The following is a 14,635-nucleotide window of genomic DNA, read 5'->3' as shown; positions in this document are numbered from 1 at the left end:
GCGGGGGTTCCTGCAAAAATTGGATATTGACAAGTGTATTTTAGTGCCTGCCAATAGCAGGTTCAGTAGCACGCCTCTAGCTGGTCGGCCCAGGCCGCCCCTTGTGGCCCGGCCACCTTGAGCAAGGACCGACGCAGGCGCTGCAGATTATTGTGCCGCTGGCGGCTTGAGACATGGCCAATCGTGGCCCGATCAAAATCGATCAGCCAGACGGTATCGTCCGGATCCAGCAAAATATTGTAGGCGTTTAAATCGGCATGCCAGACGCCGGCGTCATGCATGGTGCGGATTGCATTTGCCACAGACAATGGAGAAGCACGATCCAGCAACTGGGCCAGGGGCATGGCCCCAAAAATGCGCCCCACCAAAATGGTATTGCGATAGCTGAAGCCTGTGCGCCAGTACGCCGCCGCCAAGGGCTGGGGAACAGCCACCCGAGCCGCCTGCAAGTGGGCCAGCACGCGAACCTCGGCCCAGGCCCTTACGCGTGCAGCCCCCAACCAGCAATATGTATCGCGCCGCAGCCGCGCCAGCAAGCCACCACGCCGGTATTGCCGCAAGACGGCAGGGCCATGATCGCCATCGACAAACCAGGCCGCTTGCCGGCCACCCTGGGTAACTGCCTGCGCACCCGGCTGATGCGGATCAAACCAACCTGCCGAGGCCCGATCGGCCAGCGCCTGCGGGACACATAATGCGCCAGACGGCAACGCCCGCACCACCCAGCCGGGAGGAACGGGCCTCATGCCGGGCCTCGCGCCAGCAAAAGCGCCATGATCACCAGCAACATGCAGGCAAAGATCAGTTTCAGCCTGGCCTCTGGCAACGAATAGGCCAGACGAACCCCGTAGGGCACACACAAAAGACTGCCCAAGGCCAAGGGAATACCCACCAACCCATGCGCCTGCCCATGCCACGCATAGGTTGCCAGCGCCACCACAGTGCCCGGCACAATCATGGTCAGTGCAAGACCTTGCGCTGCGGTCTGGCGCAAATGAAATAACGTTGTCATGACAGGCACAGCCAGCACGGAGCCCCCCACACCAAAGATACCGCCGGTAAGTCCTGCAAAAATACCCACTAGAAAATACCAAAGCTGCCGAACTTCACCCACGTCATGATAGTGACTTTCCGGCCGCGTTCTAGCCCCACGGCCCAGGCTTTCGCGAAAATAAAACAACGCAATGAGAAAAACAAAACCGGCATAGACGCGACGCAACAGCCACGGATCAATGCCAAGGGCGATCTGCGCACCAATCCAGGTAAAGATGATCGATCCTGCCGCCCCGGCACCTGCCGAGCGCAGATTAATTGGCGAACGCTGATGATATTTGCGCACGGTCAGCAGCACCGCCGGCAGCACCATGATCAGGGCTGTCCCCTGTGCCGCTTGTTGCTCATAGCCCAACACCAGGCCAAGCAAAGGAATTGCAAACAGGCCACCGCCGATGCCCAGAACCCCTCCTGAAAACCCGATAATCCCGCCAACCAGCAGACAGCTGGGAATCAACCACATACTCTCGAACATCCAGATCAATCCTTAACGCAACACACTCAAGACATCTTCGATGCGGTCGACTGCTCGGATTTCCAGGCCTTCGATGGCCTGACGCGGCAGATTGGCACGCGGCACAACCGCCTGAGTAAACCCCAATTTGGCAGCTTCGCGCAGCCTTTCCTGCCCACGAGGCGCCGGGCGGATCTCACCCGCCAGGCCAATTTCGCCAAACGCCAGAAGGCCCTCGGGCAAGGCCTGATCACGCATAGAAGACAAAATGGCCAACGCGACAGCGAGATCGGCCGCAGGCTCGATGATGCGAACCCCTCCCACGGCGTTTACAAAGACATCCTGATCAAAGGTGGCCACCCCCGCGTGACGATGCAAGACGGCCAGCAACATTGCCAACCGGCTGCTTTCAAGGCCTACCGAAAGCCGGCGGGGATTGGGCACGTGCGCGGTATCCACCAAAGCCTGCACCTCAACCAGCAGCGGCCGGGTGCCTTCTTGAGTAGCCATGACGCAAGACCCCGACACTTGGCGCGCATGGCCAGCCAAAAACAGTGCCGACGGATTGCTGACGCCTTTCAGGCCACGATCAGTCATCGCAAAGACGCCGAGTTCATTGACTGCACCGAAGCGATTTTTGATGGCCCGCACCAGGCGAAATGAAGAATGGGTATCACCTTCGAAATACAGGACGGTATCTACGATGTGTTCAAGCACCCGGGGGCCGGCCAGTGCACCATCCTTGGTGACATGCCCGATCAGGATAAGGGTGATGCCTGTTTGCTTGGCCACACGGGTAAGCTGCGCAGCACACTCCCGAACCTGGGACACCGAGCCGGGCGCGGCAGTGAGTTCTCCCGAGTACAGCGTCTGGATGGAATCAATCACTGCCACTTCGGGCTTGCGCTCTAGCAGGGCATGCGTGATCTGCTCGAGCTGGATTTCAGCCAACAGATCGACTGAATCACCGGATACGCCCAGGCGTTGCGCCCGTAGCGCCACTTGCTCGGCTGATTCTTCGCCTGTGACATACAACACAGGCCGTTGGGCAGACAGGCTGGCAAGCGCCTGCAACAGTAGCGTGGATTTCCCGATACCGGGGTCGCCACCGATCAGGACAACCGCACCAGCGACCAAGCCACCGCCCAATACACGGTCGAACTCTTCGATGCCTGTGGGGTTACGCGTGTGTTCACGCGCCTCGATGTCGGCCAGCCGGCGCACGGGGGCCGAGGCTGCCAGAGGTGCAAACCGATGGGCCGCCGAAGCGGTAGGCTCGCGGGATTCTTGCAGGGTGTTCCATGCACCGCAGTGCGGGCAACGGCCTTCCCACTTGGCCGTGGTGCCACCACACTCGGTACACAGAAACAGGGATCGGGCTTTTGCTTTGGCCATTAGCGGCCCGCCAGGCTGCCGCCCCCATCTACCCCTAATTCTTGTCCGGTGATAAATGCAGCTTCGTCGCTTAGCAGAAACACCACGGCTGCAGCAACCTCGTCGGCCTGCGCCAGACGCCCCAGCGGAATGGTAGACAACACCGCACGCTCGGCATCGCTGCCCACTGGACATTCGGAGCGAAATTGGAGAGTCTCGACCGGGCCGGGAGACACTGCATTGACCGTTACACCGTATGGTGCAAGCTCGAGTGCCCAGGTGCGTGTGCACCCCAGCAAGGCGCTTTTCGCAGCCGAGTAACTGGTATGGCCGGCGGCACCATGCACTGCACGGCTGCAGAGATTGACAATACGTCCGGCCTTGCGGGCCTTCATCCCCGGGACAAATGCCTGCACGGCCTGAACGGCCACACGCACGTTGAGATCAAAGGCCTGATATAGGGAAGCCAGATCAACTTCTCCGAGGGGTTCAGCCATGGCCGGGCCCACACAGTTGACCACAGCATCCACCGGATATTTTTCGCGAATCACCCGCAGAAGCTCTTCAGTTTCGCCGGCGTTGGCCAAGTCGCACGCATACAGATATCCGGGAAAATCGATATCGGCGGTATGTCGGGCCAAGCCCACGACATGACAGCCTTGGTCGGCCAAGCGCTGGCTGACGGCCCAACCGATACCTTTGGTGGCACCCGTGACGAGGACGCAACTGTTTTTCATGGGGATCCCTGGAGTTAGATCTCGCGCCGTGGCACACGAGGCGCCACGGCACAAAGGAGTTCGTAGCCTATGGTGCCACAGGCCTGGGCAACCGCATCCACCGAAGGCCCACCCTGGCCCCACAGTACAACACTGGAGCCGACATGTGCATCGGGTATCGGCTGGAGGTCGACCGCCAACATATCCATGGACACGCGGCCAACGAGACGGGTTTCAATCCCATCTACGGTAACCGGGGTGCCTGTGGGGGCGTGCCGTGGATAACCATCCGCGTACCCACAAGCCACGATCCCTATTTTCATGGCCTCAGGCGCACGAAAGGTTTGCCCATAGCCAACAGCTTCTCCTGCCGGCACAACATGTGTACTGATGAGGTGCGCACTGAGCGTCATGGCCGGCAACAAACCAAAATGGCTGGCAGGCTTATCTGCAAACGGTGACGCCCCATAAAGACAAATGCCCGGGCGTACCCACTGGCTGGTGCCACCAACCGCGGCGGCAAAGCCGGGCGTCAACGTAGCAGCAGAGTTACACACACTGACCGGGCCGGGTAAACCTTGGGTAGCCTGAATAAAGCGGTCCATCTGTGCCCGCGTGACAGCCATGTCGTCGTCAGCCCGCGCAAAGTGCGTCATTTTGCCGACAGACCCCAACACACCACTGGTTTGCAGTGCCTGCGCCCGGGCAAACGCTGCACGGTATTGCTCTGGCTGGAAACCCAAGCGATTCATGCCGCTATTCAGTTTCACCAAGGCATCCAGCGGTGTGCGCAACAGGGCACTCTCAAGCATTTCGAGCTGCTCGGCGCAATGAACGGTGGTCTGGATGCAGTAATGCGAAAGGATCTCCAGATCGGCGGGCTCAAAAAACCCCTCAAGCAGCAACAAGGGCCCTGTCCAGCCGGCTTCACGGCACTGAATGGCTTCGTCGAGATCGAGCATCGCCAGACCATCTGCTTGGGCAAACCCGTTTAGGGCTGCGGCTACCCCGTGACCGTAGCCCCGGGATTTCATGACCGCCCACACAAAGGGCGCCGCATCTGGCGCATCCTGTGACAGGCGTTGGGCCACTTGCTGCAAATTATGGGACAACGCCCCCGTATCGACCGTCACCAGGATTGGACGTGGCATGGGATCCTCATGAAACAGAAAAGCGGGGCATACGCGCCTCGCCAACCGGGGATCAGTATACTGCCGCTTAATGGCCATCGATCACTACGAAAACTTCCCTGTCGCATCACTTCTGTTGCCAGCCAGGCTGCGCCCTGCCGTGCAAACCCTGTACGCATTTGCACGCGGCGCAGACGATCTGGCTGACGAAGGTGACGCAGATACCGCAACGCGCCGGGAGGCGCTTGAGCGCTGGCGCCTGGCCGTGCAGGATCTGGGCACCCACCAGACTGTTCGCGTCGCCCTGTCTGCCGAAGACAGCGCAATCTTCGAGCGCCTGCGTCTGACCCTCGCAAAACATCAATTACCGATTCAGCCTCTGCTGGATCTGCTGTCCGCCTTTATTCAGGATCTGGACGTGACCCACTATCCTGACGAGACTGCCTTGAAAGACTACTGCCGGCGCTCGGCCAATCCTGTGGGCCGGCTGATGCTGCACCTGTTTGGCGCCACCAGCCCGCAAGACATCGAGCAATCGGACGCAATCTGCACCGGGCTGCAACGTGTCAATTTTTGCCAGGACGTGGCAATCGACCAGGCCAAAGGCCGCTGTTATATCCCTCTGGATTGCCTGGCACGGCATCATGTCACCCTGCCTGCGCTGGCTGATCTTTGCCAGAACCCACCCGCGCAAGCGCCCCAAGCCTGGCGGGCGGTGTTGCGCGAACAGGCCCAGCAGGCACAGCAAGCCTTGCTCGCCGGCAGCCCCCTGGCCTGGCGCCTGCCCGGGCGTATAGGCTGGGAGTTGCGTCTGGTGGTACTGGGAGGATTACGTATCCTCGAAAAGCTGGCTGCCGGTGGTTACAACCCTTATGCCAATCGGCCCATCGTGGGTCGGCGGGATAGCTTCCTGCTATGCTGGCGCGCATTCGGCCGGCCCCGCCCGGCACAAGACACTGCCTTACCCTTAAACCATGACACCTGACGATTACTGCCAGCAAAAGGCCGCCCAAAGCGGCTCGAGCTTTTATTACTCATTTTTGTTCCTGCCCACGCAGCAACGGCGCGCCATCACGGCGCTGTACGCCTTTTGCCGTGAAGTGGATGACATTGTGGATGACGCCGAGGAAGCCTCAGTGGCACGAATGAAACTGGCCTGGTGGCGCGGCCAGGTGGATCTGATGTTTGATGGTGCGCCAGACCACCCGGTGGCCATCGCACTAGCGCCTCATATCAAAACCTTTGGGCTTGAGTCTGCCCCGTTCTACGCCATAATCGAAGGCATGGAGATGGATCTGGACCAGTTTCGCTACGACGACTGGAACGCCTTGAAAGAATACTGTTGGCGCGCCGCAGGTGTGGTGGGAGATTTGTCTGCCCGTATTTTTGGATACACCGATGCGCGCACCCTGCAATATGCCGAAACCCTGGGGCTGGCGTTTCAGATGACCAACATCATCAGGGACGTGGGCGATGACGCCCGGCGCGGACGGATTTACCTGCCGGCCGATGAGATGCAACAGCACGGCGTTACCGTAGACGACATCCTGGACAGCCACCACACGGCAGCGTTCGAAGCCTTGATGCGGCAACAGACGCAACGTGCACAATCCCTATATCGGGACGCCATGCGTTTGCTGCCAGAAGCCGACCGGCGCGCCCAGCGGCCCGGGCTCATGATGGCAGCCATCTATCACACCCTGCTGGGTGAAATCGAACGCGACGGCTGGCATGTCCTGAACCAGCGCATCACCCTTACGCCCATCCGGAAGTTCTGGCTGGCCTGGAAGGTGTGGGTGGGCGGCGGCGCGGGCCTGATACGCCGTCTGTCTGCATGAAGCTTGCCGTCATTGGCGCCGGTTGGGCTGGCTTGGCCGCTGCAATCCATGCGCTGCAGCAAGGGCATGACGTTCATGTCTACGAGGCGGCCGCCGCTGCCGGCGGGCGCGCACGAAACATCCGTAATCCGGCACTGGCCACGGCTACAGATAACGGGCAGCATATTTTGCTGGGTGCCTATCACGCTATTCTTGGCATGATGGCCCAACTGGGCGTCGATCCTCGATCTGCCTTTTACCGTTGCCCTCTGAATCTTCAGTCGGCAGACCAAAGCCTGAGACTCTCATTCTGGCCTTTGCCAGCGCCTTTTCATCAACTCGGGGTGATGTTTGGCAGCAAAGGCTTGCAAGGCTGGCGCGGCCGCCTGCATCTGAAGCGGGTTCTGCAGTCTCTGGACAATCCGGTGATTCCCGCAGACATGAATGCAGCCCTCTGGCTGCAACAACTGGGGTGCCCACCCCGGCTGCAAAACGTCTTGTGGACACCGCTTTGCCTGGCTGCCACCAATACCGCCCTGGAGCACACAGATGCCCGCTTGCTGGCACATTTGCTGGCCAAGAGCCTGGGTGCCCATCCCGGCGACAGCGATCTGCTGATCCCGCGAGGTCATCTCCACGATCTGTGGCCTCGTCAGGCCTGCGAGCAGCTGGGCGACCGACTGAGCCGCGAACGCATCACGCAATTGCAAGCTGGCCCGGCAAACACCTGGCATTTGAACGACAAATGCCATGATCGGGTGATTGTTGCAACGTCCGCGCGCGAAGCCCGGCGGCTACTGTCTTCCCTACCCGGCGCCAATACCTGGCTGGGCACCTGGCCCCTGCCCCAAATGGCAGCCATCGGCACACTGACCCTGCGTCTGAACCAACCGTGGAACTCGGGCCACGCCATGCAGCTGCTGCAAGACAAACCAGCCCTTCAGGCTTGGGGACAATGGATGTTTGACGCCAGTGCCTATGCACATACGGCCGAAGCCAGATCCATGGTGCACATTGTGATCGGACGGGCCCAGCGCTACGCCGACACAGTCCCAGAGACGATTTTTAACGGCGTGCTGCGGCAGATTCGGGAGCAGGCCAAACACCCCCTACCTGCCGTCGTGCAGTGGTCTCTGATTACTGAAAAGCACGCGACTTTTGATGTGGTGCCAGGCCTGAAGCGCCCAGGCACCAAGACCCCGTGGCCAGGCCTTTATCTTGCCGGTGACTGGACGGACACGGGTTTCCCGGCGGTACTGGAAGGCGCCGTACGCAGTGGCTTGAAAGCGGCACAACAGGCCACTACGTAAGACAACCCACCCACGCTACAAGGCGTGCCGGCGAAGATAATCGGCCACCAGGCTGGCGTCGCAATCCATGATTTCAAAGCGCTGCGGTTGCTGCTGCAAATCTTGCAGTGCTACAGGAATCTCGGGCTGCCGGCCGGTTGCCTCAAGAATGGTTTCAGAGAACTTGGCCGGTAGTGCTGTTTCGAGCACCAGCATTGGGATGCCAGGATCAAGGTGCGACAAGGCTACATGCACGCCGTCTGCCGTATGCGGATCGATCAGCAAGCCAGACTCCTGGTACACCGCCCGGATGGTGGACAAACGATCAGCATGTGTACTGGTGCCCGCAACAAAGCCGTAGCGATCCGCAAGCTGCGGTTTGAGATCGGAGAGATCAAACTGGCCGTCTTGCTTCAGGTCGGACATCAGGCCGCGAACCCGAGCTGGATCCTGTGCCACCAGATCAAACACAAAACGCTCGAAATTGGAGGCCCGTGAAATATCCATCGAGGGGCTGGACGTGGCATACGTCTGGCTGGCCGGCCGTGGCCGATACACCCCAGTGCGGAAGAATTCTTCGAGGACGTTGTTTTCGTTGCTGGCCAGAACCAGACGATGAATGGGTACCCCCATCTGACGCGCCAGATGGCCGGCCAGGATATTGCCGAAGTTGCCCGACGGTACCGCAAATGAGACTTTTTGGCCGGGCTCTGTGGTGGCACGCAGCCAACCCCAGACGTAATAAACAATCTGTGCGGCGATGCGGGCCCAGTTGATGGAATTGACGGCACCCAGGTTATGGCGGTTCTTGAAGCCGAGATCGCCAGCGAGTGCCTTGACAATATCCTGGCATTCGTCAAACACACCCCGTACCGCAATATTGTGGATATTGGCGTCTTGCAGCGAATACATCTGTGCACGCTGAAAGGCGCTCATGCGCCCATGAGGCGACAGCATGAACACCGCCACACCACGCTTGCCACGCAAGGCGTATTCGGCAGCAGATCCGGTATCTCCAGAGGTGGCACCCAGCACATTGAGGGTTTGACCACGCTGCGCCAGCACGTACTCGAACACCTGCCCCAGAAACTGCATGGCCATGTCCTTGAACGCCAACGTAGGGCCCTCGGACAAGCCCAACAACGATACGCCGGGGCGCAATGGCTTTAATGGCGCAATCCGGGGAAATACCTCGGGGGCATAGGCGGCTTGCGTGAGGCGCTGCAAGTCATTGGTGGGAATGTCGTCGATGAACAAACCCAGTACCTGGGCGGCAAGCTCGGCATAGGACAGGCCGCGCCAGGATTCAAGCTGTGCCTTGGAGATTTGCGGCAGGGAGACCGGCAAAGCCAGACCACCATCAGGTGCCAGGCCTTCAAGCAGGATGTCGCAAAATGGCACAGGGGCCATACCGCCCCGGGTAGACTGATATTTCAAGAGAAATTCTCCACGCGCAGACGGGTGACATCAGAGCGGACAAAAGACTGGTTTTGCATCACTTGCAAGGCGGCGTCCACATCGCCTTCACGGGCTTCGTGGGTGAGGAAAATAATATCAGCCTGCTGATCGCCATGCGGCTGCTGGAACATCGATCCCACAGAAATCCCCGCACCAGACAGAATCCGTGCCAAATCGGCCAGCACTCCCGGCACATCATCCACGCGCAAGCGCAGATAAAAGCTGGAACGCACTTCTGCCATCGGCAGCACAGGAATATCCACCACAGCCTCCGGCTGGAAAGCCAGATAGGGAACCTGGTGCTCGGGATCGGCCATTTGCAAACGCGCAACGTCGACCAGATCGGCCACGACGGCTGATGCCGTAGGCAAGGCCCCAGCCCCTTGCCCATAGTACATGGACAAACCGACAACATCACCCCTGACCAACACAGCATTCATCGCGCCTTCGACATTGGCCAGAAGGCAATCGGCCGGCACCAGCGTTGGATGCACCCGAAGCTCGATGCCATCCGGGCGCCGGCGGGTGATACCCAGCAGCTTGATGCGATACCCCAGACGCTCGGCGTGCACGATATCTTCGGAAGCCAGATGGGAGATACCCTCAGTGGTGGCTTTGTCAAACTGCACCGGGATACCAAAGGCGAGCGACGCCAGCAAGGTAAGCTTGTGTGCGGCATCCACGCCTTCAATGTCGAAGGTTGGGTCGGCTTCGGCATATCCTAACCGCTGGGCCTCGGCCAGTACGGTTTCGAAGGGCAGCCCACGCTGACGCATTTCGGAGAGAATAAAGTTGGTGGTGCCATTGATAATGCCGGCTACCCACTGGATACGATTGGCTGTCAGGCCTTCGCGGATCGCCTTGATGATCGGAATTCCGCCGGCAACCGCCGCCTCGAAAGCCACCATCACCCCGCGGGCCTGGGCTGCCGCGAAAATCTCGTTACCATGCACGGCCAGCAAAGCCTTGTTGGCCGTGACCACATGCTTGCCGTGCTCGATCGCCTGAAGAATGCAGTCTTTGGCAAACGTATCACCGCCCATGAGTTCGACGACGACGTCGATATCTGGATCGTTCACAAGCTCATGCGCATCGCTCGCAATGCGGACGTCAGGCCCAACCAGCGCCCGCGCCTTGGCGACATCACGCACAGCCACGGCAGTGACTTCGATGGACCGCCCTGCACGACGCGCGATTTCGCTGCTGTTTTGCGCCAGCACTGTCCAGACACCCCCACCCACAACACCCAGGCCTAACAAGCCGATTCGAACTGGTTTCATTTCAGGAACCCGTCCTTGCGAAACATATCCTTGATGCCGCGCACCGCCTGGCGGGTACGTTGCTCGTTTTCGATCAGGGCAAAGCGCACGTATTCGTCGCCGTACTCGCCAAAGCCAATCCCTGGTGAAACCGCCACCTTGGCTTCCGACAACAAGCGCTTGGAGAACTCGAGAGAACCCGTCGCCCGATAGGGCTCGGGGATGTGCGCCCAGATGTACATCGACGCCTTGGGGATATCCACCGGCCACCCTGCCTCGTGCAAGCCCTTGGCCAACACGTCGCGGCGGCGGCGATACTGCTCGACCACTTCGGCCACGCAATCTTGCGGGCCCTCAAGCGCCGCGATGGCAGCCACCTGCAAAGGCGTAAAGGTGCCGTAATCGTGATAGCTCTTGATGCGTGCCAGCGCATTGACCAGCTCGCGGTTGCCCACCATGAAACCAATACGCCACCCTGCCATGTTGTAGCTTTTGCTCATGGTGAAGAATTCGACAGCCACATCACGCGCACCGGGCACCTGCATGATGGAGGGCGCCACATAGCCATCAAACGTAATGTCGGCATAGGCGAGATCGTGCACCACCAAAATGCCATGCTCTTTGGCTAGTGCCACCACGCGTTCGAAGAACGACAAATCCACGCACTGGGCGGTGGGATTGCTGGGAAAGCCCAAAATCATCATCTTGGGCCTGGGGATGGTCTCGCGCACTGCACGCTCGATTTCCTCAAAGAAATCCAGACCTGGAATCATAGGTACAGAACGGATATTAGCCCCTGCAATTACCGCCCCGTAGATGTGAATCGGATAGCTGGGGTTGGGCACCAGCACCGTATCGCCACGATCCAGTGTCGCCAGCATCAGGTGGGCCAGGCCCTCTTTTGAGCCGATCGTCACAATCGCCTCGGTATCGGGATCAAACTGCACGCCGTAACGGCGCTCGTACCACTGCGTAATGGCTCGGCGCAGACGCGGAATGCCCTTGGATACCGAATACCCATGGGTGTTTTCCCGCTCGGCAACCTCAACCAGCTTGGCCACGATATGCGGTGGGGTCGGGCCATCCGGATTGCCCATGGACATATCAATAATGTCCTCGCCCCGGTGCCGGGCAGCCATCTTGAGCTCTCCCGTAATGTTGAACACATAGGGTGGCAGGCGCTCGATACGCGGAAAGGTGGTCATGATGATCCTCGGCAGGGCTGAAACAAAATTCTGGCGGCAAGTAGATGCAGTGCAGCAAATCCGATAATCTAGCGCATGCGTGTGCGACTCGCAAATCAGCCTGCCTGTCGGCGGGGGCGCACTGCGCTATCATCACAGGAACTCTGGAGCATGCCGTGTTATTGCAAAAAGACCTTAATCCAGCACTGAATACCGTAACGGCATACGGCGAGCACCACCTGGAGATCAATCAGGTGCGCTACGAAAACGCCATCTGCTTTGGGCCTGAAGGCCCCGTGCGTACGGTAGAAATCAGCCGCGTCAATGAGATCAATGCATCGTTTTTGAAGGCGCTTATCGGGCTTGACAAGGCCTCGGACGATCCCATGGCGTTTCTTGACGACGCCCCCAGCCGCCTGCCGGACGATGCCCCCGAAGTGTTGCTGATCGGCACGGGCACCCGCCAAACCTTCTTACCCACCGAAACCCTTCGCCCGCTGTTGCAGCTGGGCATTGGTGTCGAAACCATGACCACCCAGGCCGCAGCCCGGACATACAACATTTTGATGTCCGAAGAACGCCGCGTCCTGGCGCTTTTGTTACCCGGAGACCCTACCCCATGACCCCTGTCGCAATCGGCAAACCCTTGCCCCCCTTGACCGCAGAATCCACCCACGGTGCATTTGATTCGGCTGCACTTCAAGGCAAACCCTTTGTTCTTTATTTTTATCCTAAGGACAACACACCGGGCTGCACCACAGAGTCACAAAATTTCCGCGATCTCCACCCGCAATTTCAGTCGCTGGATTGCCCGGTGTTTGGCATCTCCCGGGATTCCATCAAATCACACGAAAACTTCACCGACCAGCAAAGCCTGCCCTTCGCGCTAGTATCCGACCCAGATGAAACCCTGTGTCAGCTCTTTGACGTCATGAAACAGAAAAACATGTATGGCAAACAGGTGCGCGGCATCGAACGCAGCACCTTTCTGGTTGATCAACACGGTACGCTGGTGCAGGAATGGCGTGGCGTTCGTGTGCCAGGCCACGCAGACGAAGTCTTGCAGGCCGTGCGCAAGCTGACTGCCTAAAAATCCCACTTTCCGGAGACTCCATGCCGCTTCCGAAACCGCCGACCAAGCTTGGTGCTACGGTCGACCCGTCTGCTACCGTATCAGCCCTCGCTGCTACACCACCGGGCAACACCGAGGTATCCGACACGACACCAGACACACCCAGAAAACCACGCAACAAGCCGGCGGTCGCGGCGATTCTTACAAAATCAACCCGTTCGCCAAGCACAGCAACAACCGAGCCTGCCACAACACCTAAAACAGCATCCGGCTCAACCAAATCAAATACGGCAGCCCCCGCAGTTTCGGCCATCGCCTCACGCCAGGCTGCCAAACCCGGCAACCCACCTGCTTTGGCATCCAACACACAGCCTGCTCCCTCCGCCAAAAGCAGCAAGGGGCCGGCCAAGCGCCTGCCGGCCAGCCAGCGCAAGCTGTTTGTGCTTGATACCAACGTGCTGCTGCACGATCCCAGCTCGCTGTTCCGCTTTGCAGAGCATGATGTCTTTCTGCCCATGATTGTGCTCGAAGAGCTTGATCACCAGAAAAAAGGCATGTCCGAAGTCGCCCGTAACGCACGCCAGGTCAGCCGCTCGCTCGACGAGCTCATCGGCAATACCGAAGACCTCAACAAGGGGGTATTGCTGGACGGCTCTGGCAACAAAGAAGCCAGAGGAGCCCTGTATTTCCAGACACGGCCCACCGACGCACGACTGCCCATCGAGCTGCCCATGGGCAAGGCCGACAACGTCATCCTCAGCATTGTCCACGGATTGCGTGAGGCCTCACCCAAGCGCGAGATCGTCCTGGTGTCCAAAGACATCAATATGCGGCTGAAGGCCCGCGCACTGGGGCTGCCCGCCGAAGACTACCTCAACGATCACGTCCTCGACGATTCTGATCTGCTCTACGACGGCATCCTGCCGCTACCCGAAAACTTCTGGAACAAGCACGGCAAAGACATCGAATCCTGGCAGCAAAACGGCCTTACCTGGTATCGGGTGCGTGGGCCGCTATGCAGCCAGTTCAGCGTCAACGAATTTGTCTACTACGAAGGCGACATGCCTTTGTCGGCACAGGTGCGCGAGGTTACCGGCAAAAGTGCGGTTCTGGCCACCTTACGCGATTTCAGCCATGGCAAAAACAGCGTCTGGGGCATTACGGCACGCAACCGCGAACAAAATTTCGCCCTTAACTTGCTGATGAACCCCGACATCGACTTTGTATCGTTGCTGGGACAAGCGGGCACCGGTAAAACACTGCTCACCCTGGCCAGCGCGTTATCACAAGCCTTCGAAACCAAACGCTACACCGAAATCATCATCACGCGCGCCACGGTGCCCGTAGGCGATGACATCGGGTTTTTACCTGGCACCGAAGAAGAAAAAATGCTGCCCTGGATGGGTGCCCTGGAAGACAACCTCGAAGTCTTGCACCAGGGGGCCGGCAACGCCATCACCAGCACCCCCAGCTCAGGCAACCCCGACTGGAGCAAAACACCCGCCATGGACCTGATCCGCTCACGCATCAAGGTCAAATCCCTTAATTTCATGCGGGGGCGCACTTTCCTCAATAAGTTCCTGATCATCGACGAAGCGCAGAATCTGACACCCAAACAGATGAAGACGTTGATTACTCGGGCGGGCCCGGGCACCAAAATCGTTTGCCTGGGCAATATTGCGCAAATCGACACGCCTTACCTCACCGAAGGCAGCTCGGGGCTTACGTACGTGGTCGACCGCTTCAAGGGCTGGCCGCACGCAGGCCATGTCACCTTGCAACGCGGAGAGCGTTCCCGTCTGGCAGACTACGCCAGCGATGCGCTCTGA

General features: G+C 59.3%; 14 protein-coding genes. 6 read left to right on the top strand and 8 right to left on the bottom strand.

What is annotated here, in order from left to right:
- Positions 1-62: 62 nt before the first annotated feature.
- From WA928_RS07170 to alr, 5 genes are read right to left on the bottom strand one after another with little or no spacing between them, the layout of a single operon-like run.
- Positions 63-746 carry a 3-deoxy-D-manno-octulosonic acid kinase gene (locus WA928_RS07170; RefSeq protein WP_424301500.1) on the bottom strand — a complete coding sequence of 228 codons (684 nt, stop codon included), beginning with the start codon at positions 744-746 and terminating at the stop codon, positions 63-65.
- Entirely contained in the window at positions 743-1,528 is a 786-nt protein-coding gene (locus tag WA928_RS07165) for a sulfite exporter TauE/SafE family protein (protein ID WP_424301497.1), read from the bottom strand. Before WA928_RS07165 ends, WA928_RS07170 begins: the two co-directional genes overlap by 4 nt.
- Before the next feature lie 12 nt (positions 1,529-1,540).
- Positions 1,541-2,902, bottom strand: a complete 1,362-nt coding sequence (gene radA / locus WA928_RS07160) for a DNA repair protein RadA (protein WP_424301494.1) — start codon at positions 2,900-2,902, stop codon at positions 1,541-1,543.
- Positions 2,902-3,618, bottom strand: a complete 717-nt coding sequence (locus WA928_RS07155) for an SDR family oxidoreductase (protein ID WP_350380809.1) — start codon at positions 3,616-3,618, stop codon at positions 2,902-2,904. Before WA928_RS07155 ends, radA begins: the two co-directional genes overlap by 1 nt.
- 14 nt (positions 3,619-3,632) lie before the next feature.
- A complete protein-coding gene (gene alr / locus WA928_RS07150; RefSeq protein ID WP_424301490.1) occupies positions 3,633-4,748 on the bottom strand; it encodes an alanine racemase in 1,116 nt (371 codons plus the stop codon).
- A gap of 70 nt (positions 4,749-4,818) precedes the next feature.
- Between alr and hpnC the strand changes: the two genes are divergently transcribed.
- The 3 genes from hpnC to hpnE are packed head-to-tail and all read left to right on the top strand — an operon-like array spanning position 4,819 to position 7,854.
- The gene (gene hpnC, locus WA928_RS07145) at positions 4,819-5,712 is read left to right on the top strand and encodes a squalene synthase HpnC (RefSeq protein WP_424301487.1); all 894 of its coding nucleotides are present in this window, start codon (positions 4,819-4,821) and stop codon (positions 5,710-5,712) included.
- A complete protein-coding gene (gene hpnD / locus WA928_RS07140) occupies positions 5,702-6,565 on the top strand; it encodes a presqualene diphosphate synthase HpnD (protein WP_424301484.1) in 864 nt (287 codons plus the stop codon). Before hpnC ends, hpnD begins: the two co-directional genes overlap by 11 nt.
- Positions 6,562-7,854: a hydroxysqualene dehydroxylase HpnE gene (gene hpnE, locus WA928_RS07135; protein WP_424301481.1), complete on the top strand. Its 1,293-nt coding sequence runs from the start codon at positions 6,562-6,564 to the stop codon at positions 7,852-7,854. The genes hpnD and hpnE overlap by 4 nt, the downstream gene beginning before the upstream one ends.
- A 15-nt stretch (positions 7,855-7,869) precedes the next feature.
- On the opposite strand, the gene thrC is transcribed toward hpnE, so the two are convergent.
- From thrC to alaC, 3 genes are read right to left on the bottom strand one after another with little or no spacing between them, the layout of a single operon-like run.
- The gene (thrC, locus tag WA928_RS07130; RefSeq protein WP_424301478.1) at positions 7,870-9,270 is read right to left on the bottom strand and encodes a threonine synthase; all 1,401 of its coding nucleotides are present in this window, start codon (positions 9,268-9,270) and stop codon (positions 7,870-7,872) included.
- Positions 9,267-10,571, bottom strand: coding sequence for a homoserine dehydrogenase (locus WA928_RS07125; RefSeq protein WP_424301475.1), 1,305 nt, complete (start codon positions 10,569-10,571; stop codon positions 9,267-9,269). The genes thrC and WA928_RS07125 overlap by 4 nt, the downstream gene beginning before the upstream one ends.
- Positions 10,568-11,755, bottom strand: a complete 1,188-nt coding sequence (gene alaC, locus WA928_RS07120) for an alanine transaminase (protein ID WP_424301472.1) — start codon at positions 11,753-11,755, stop codon at positions 10,568-10,570. The genes WA928_RS07125 and alaC overlap by 4 nt, the downstream gene beginning before the upstream one ends.
- Before the next feature lie 155 nt (positions 11,756-11,910).
- On the opposite strand from alaC, the gene WA928_RS07115 reads away from it, so the two are divergent.
- From WA928_RS07115 to WA928_RS07105, 3 genes are read left to right on the top strand one after another with little or no spacing between them, the layout of a single operon-like run.
- Entirely contained in the window at positions 11,911-12,357 is a 447-nt protein-coding gene (locus WA928_RS07115; protein ID WP_424301469.1) for an Mth938-like domain-containing protein, read from the top strand.
- Complete coding sequence (locus WA928_RS07110; RefSeq protein WP_424301466.1) at positions 12,354-12,824, top strand: peroxiredoxin; 471 nt, start codon at positions 12,354-12,356, stop codon at positions 12,822-12,824. The genes WA928_RS07115 and WA928_RS07110 overlap by 4 nt, the downstream gene beginning before the upstream one ends.
- 23 nt (positions 12,825-12,847) lie before the next feature.
- Positions 12,848-14,635, top strand: a complete 1,788-nt coding sequence (locus WA928_RS07105) for a PhoH family protein (protein ID WP_424301463.1) — start codon at positions 12,848-12,850, stop codon at positions 14,633-14,635.

It is taken from the genome of Castellaniella sp. (genome assembly GCF_049651205.1).
Taxonomy (GTDB): domain Bacteria; phylum Pseudomonadota; class Gammaproteobacteria; order Burkholderiales; family Burkholderiaceae_B; genus Castellaniella.
Note: the sequence above shows the minus strand (reverse complement) of the source record. Positions and strands in the feature narration are given on the sequence as shown.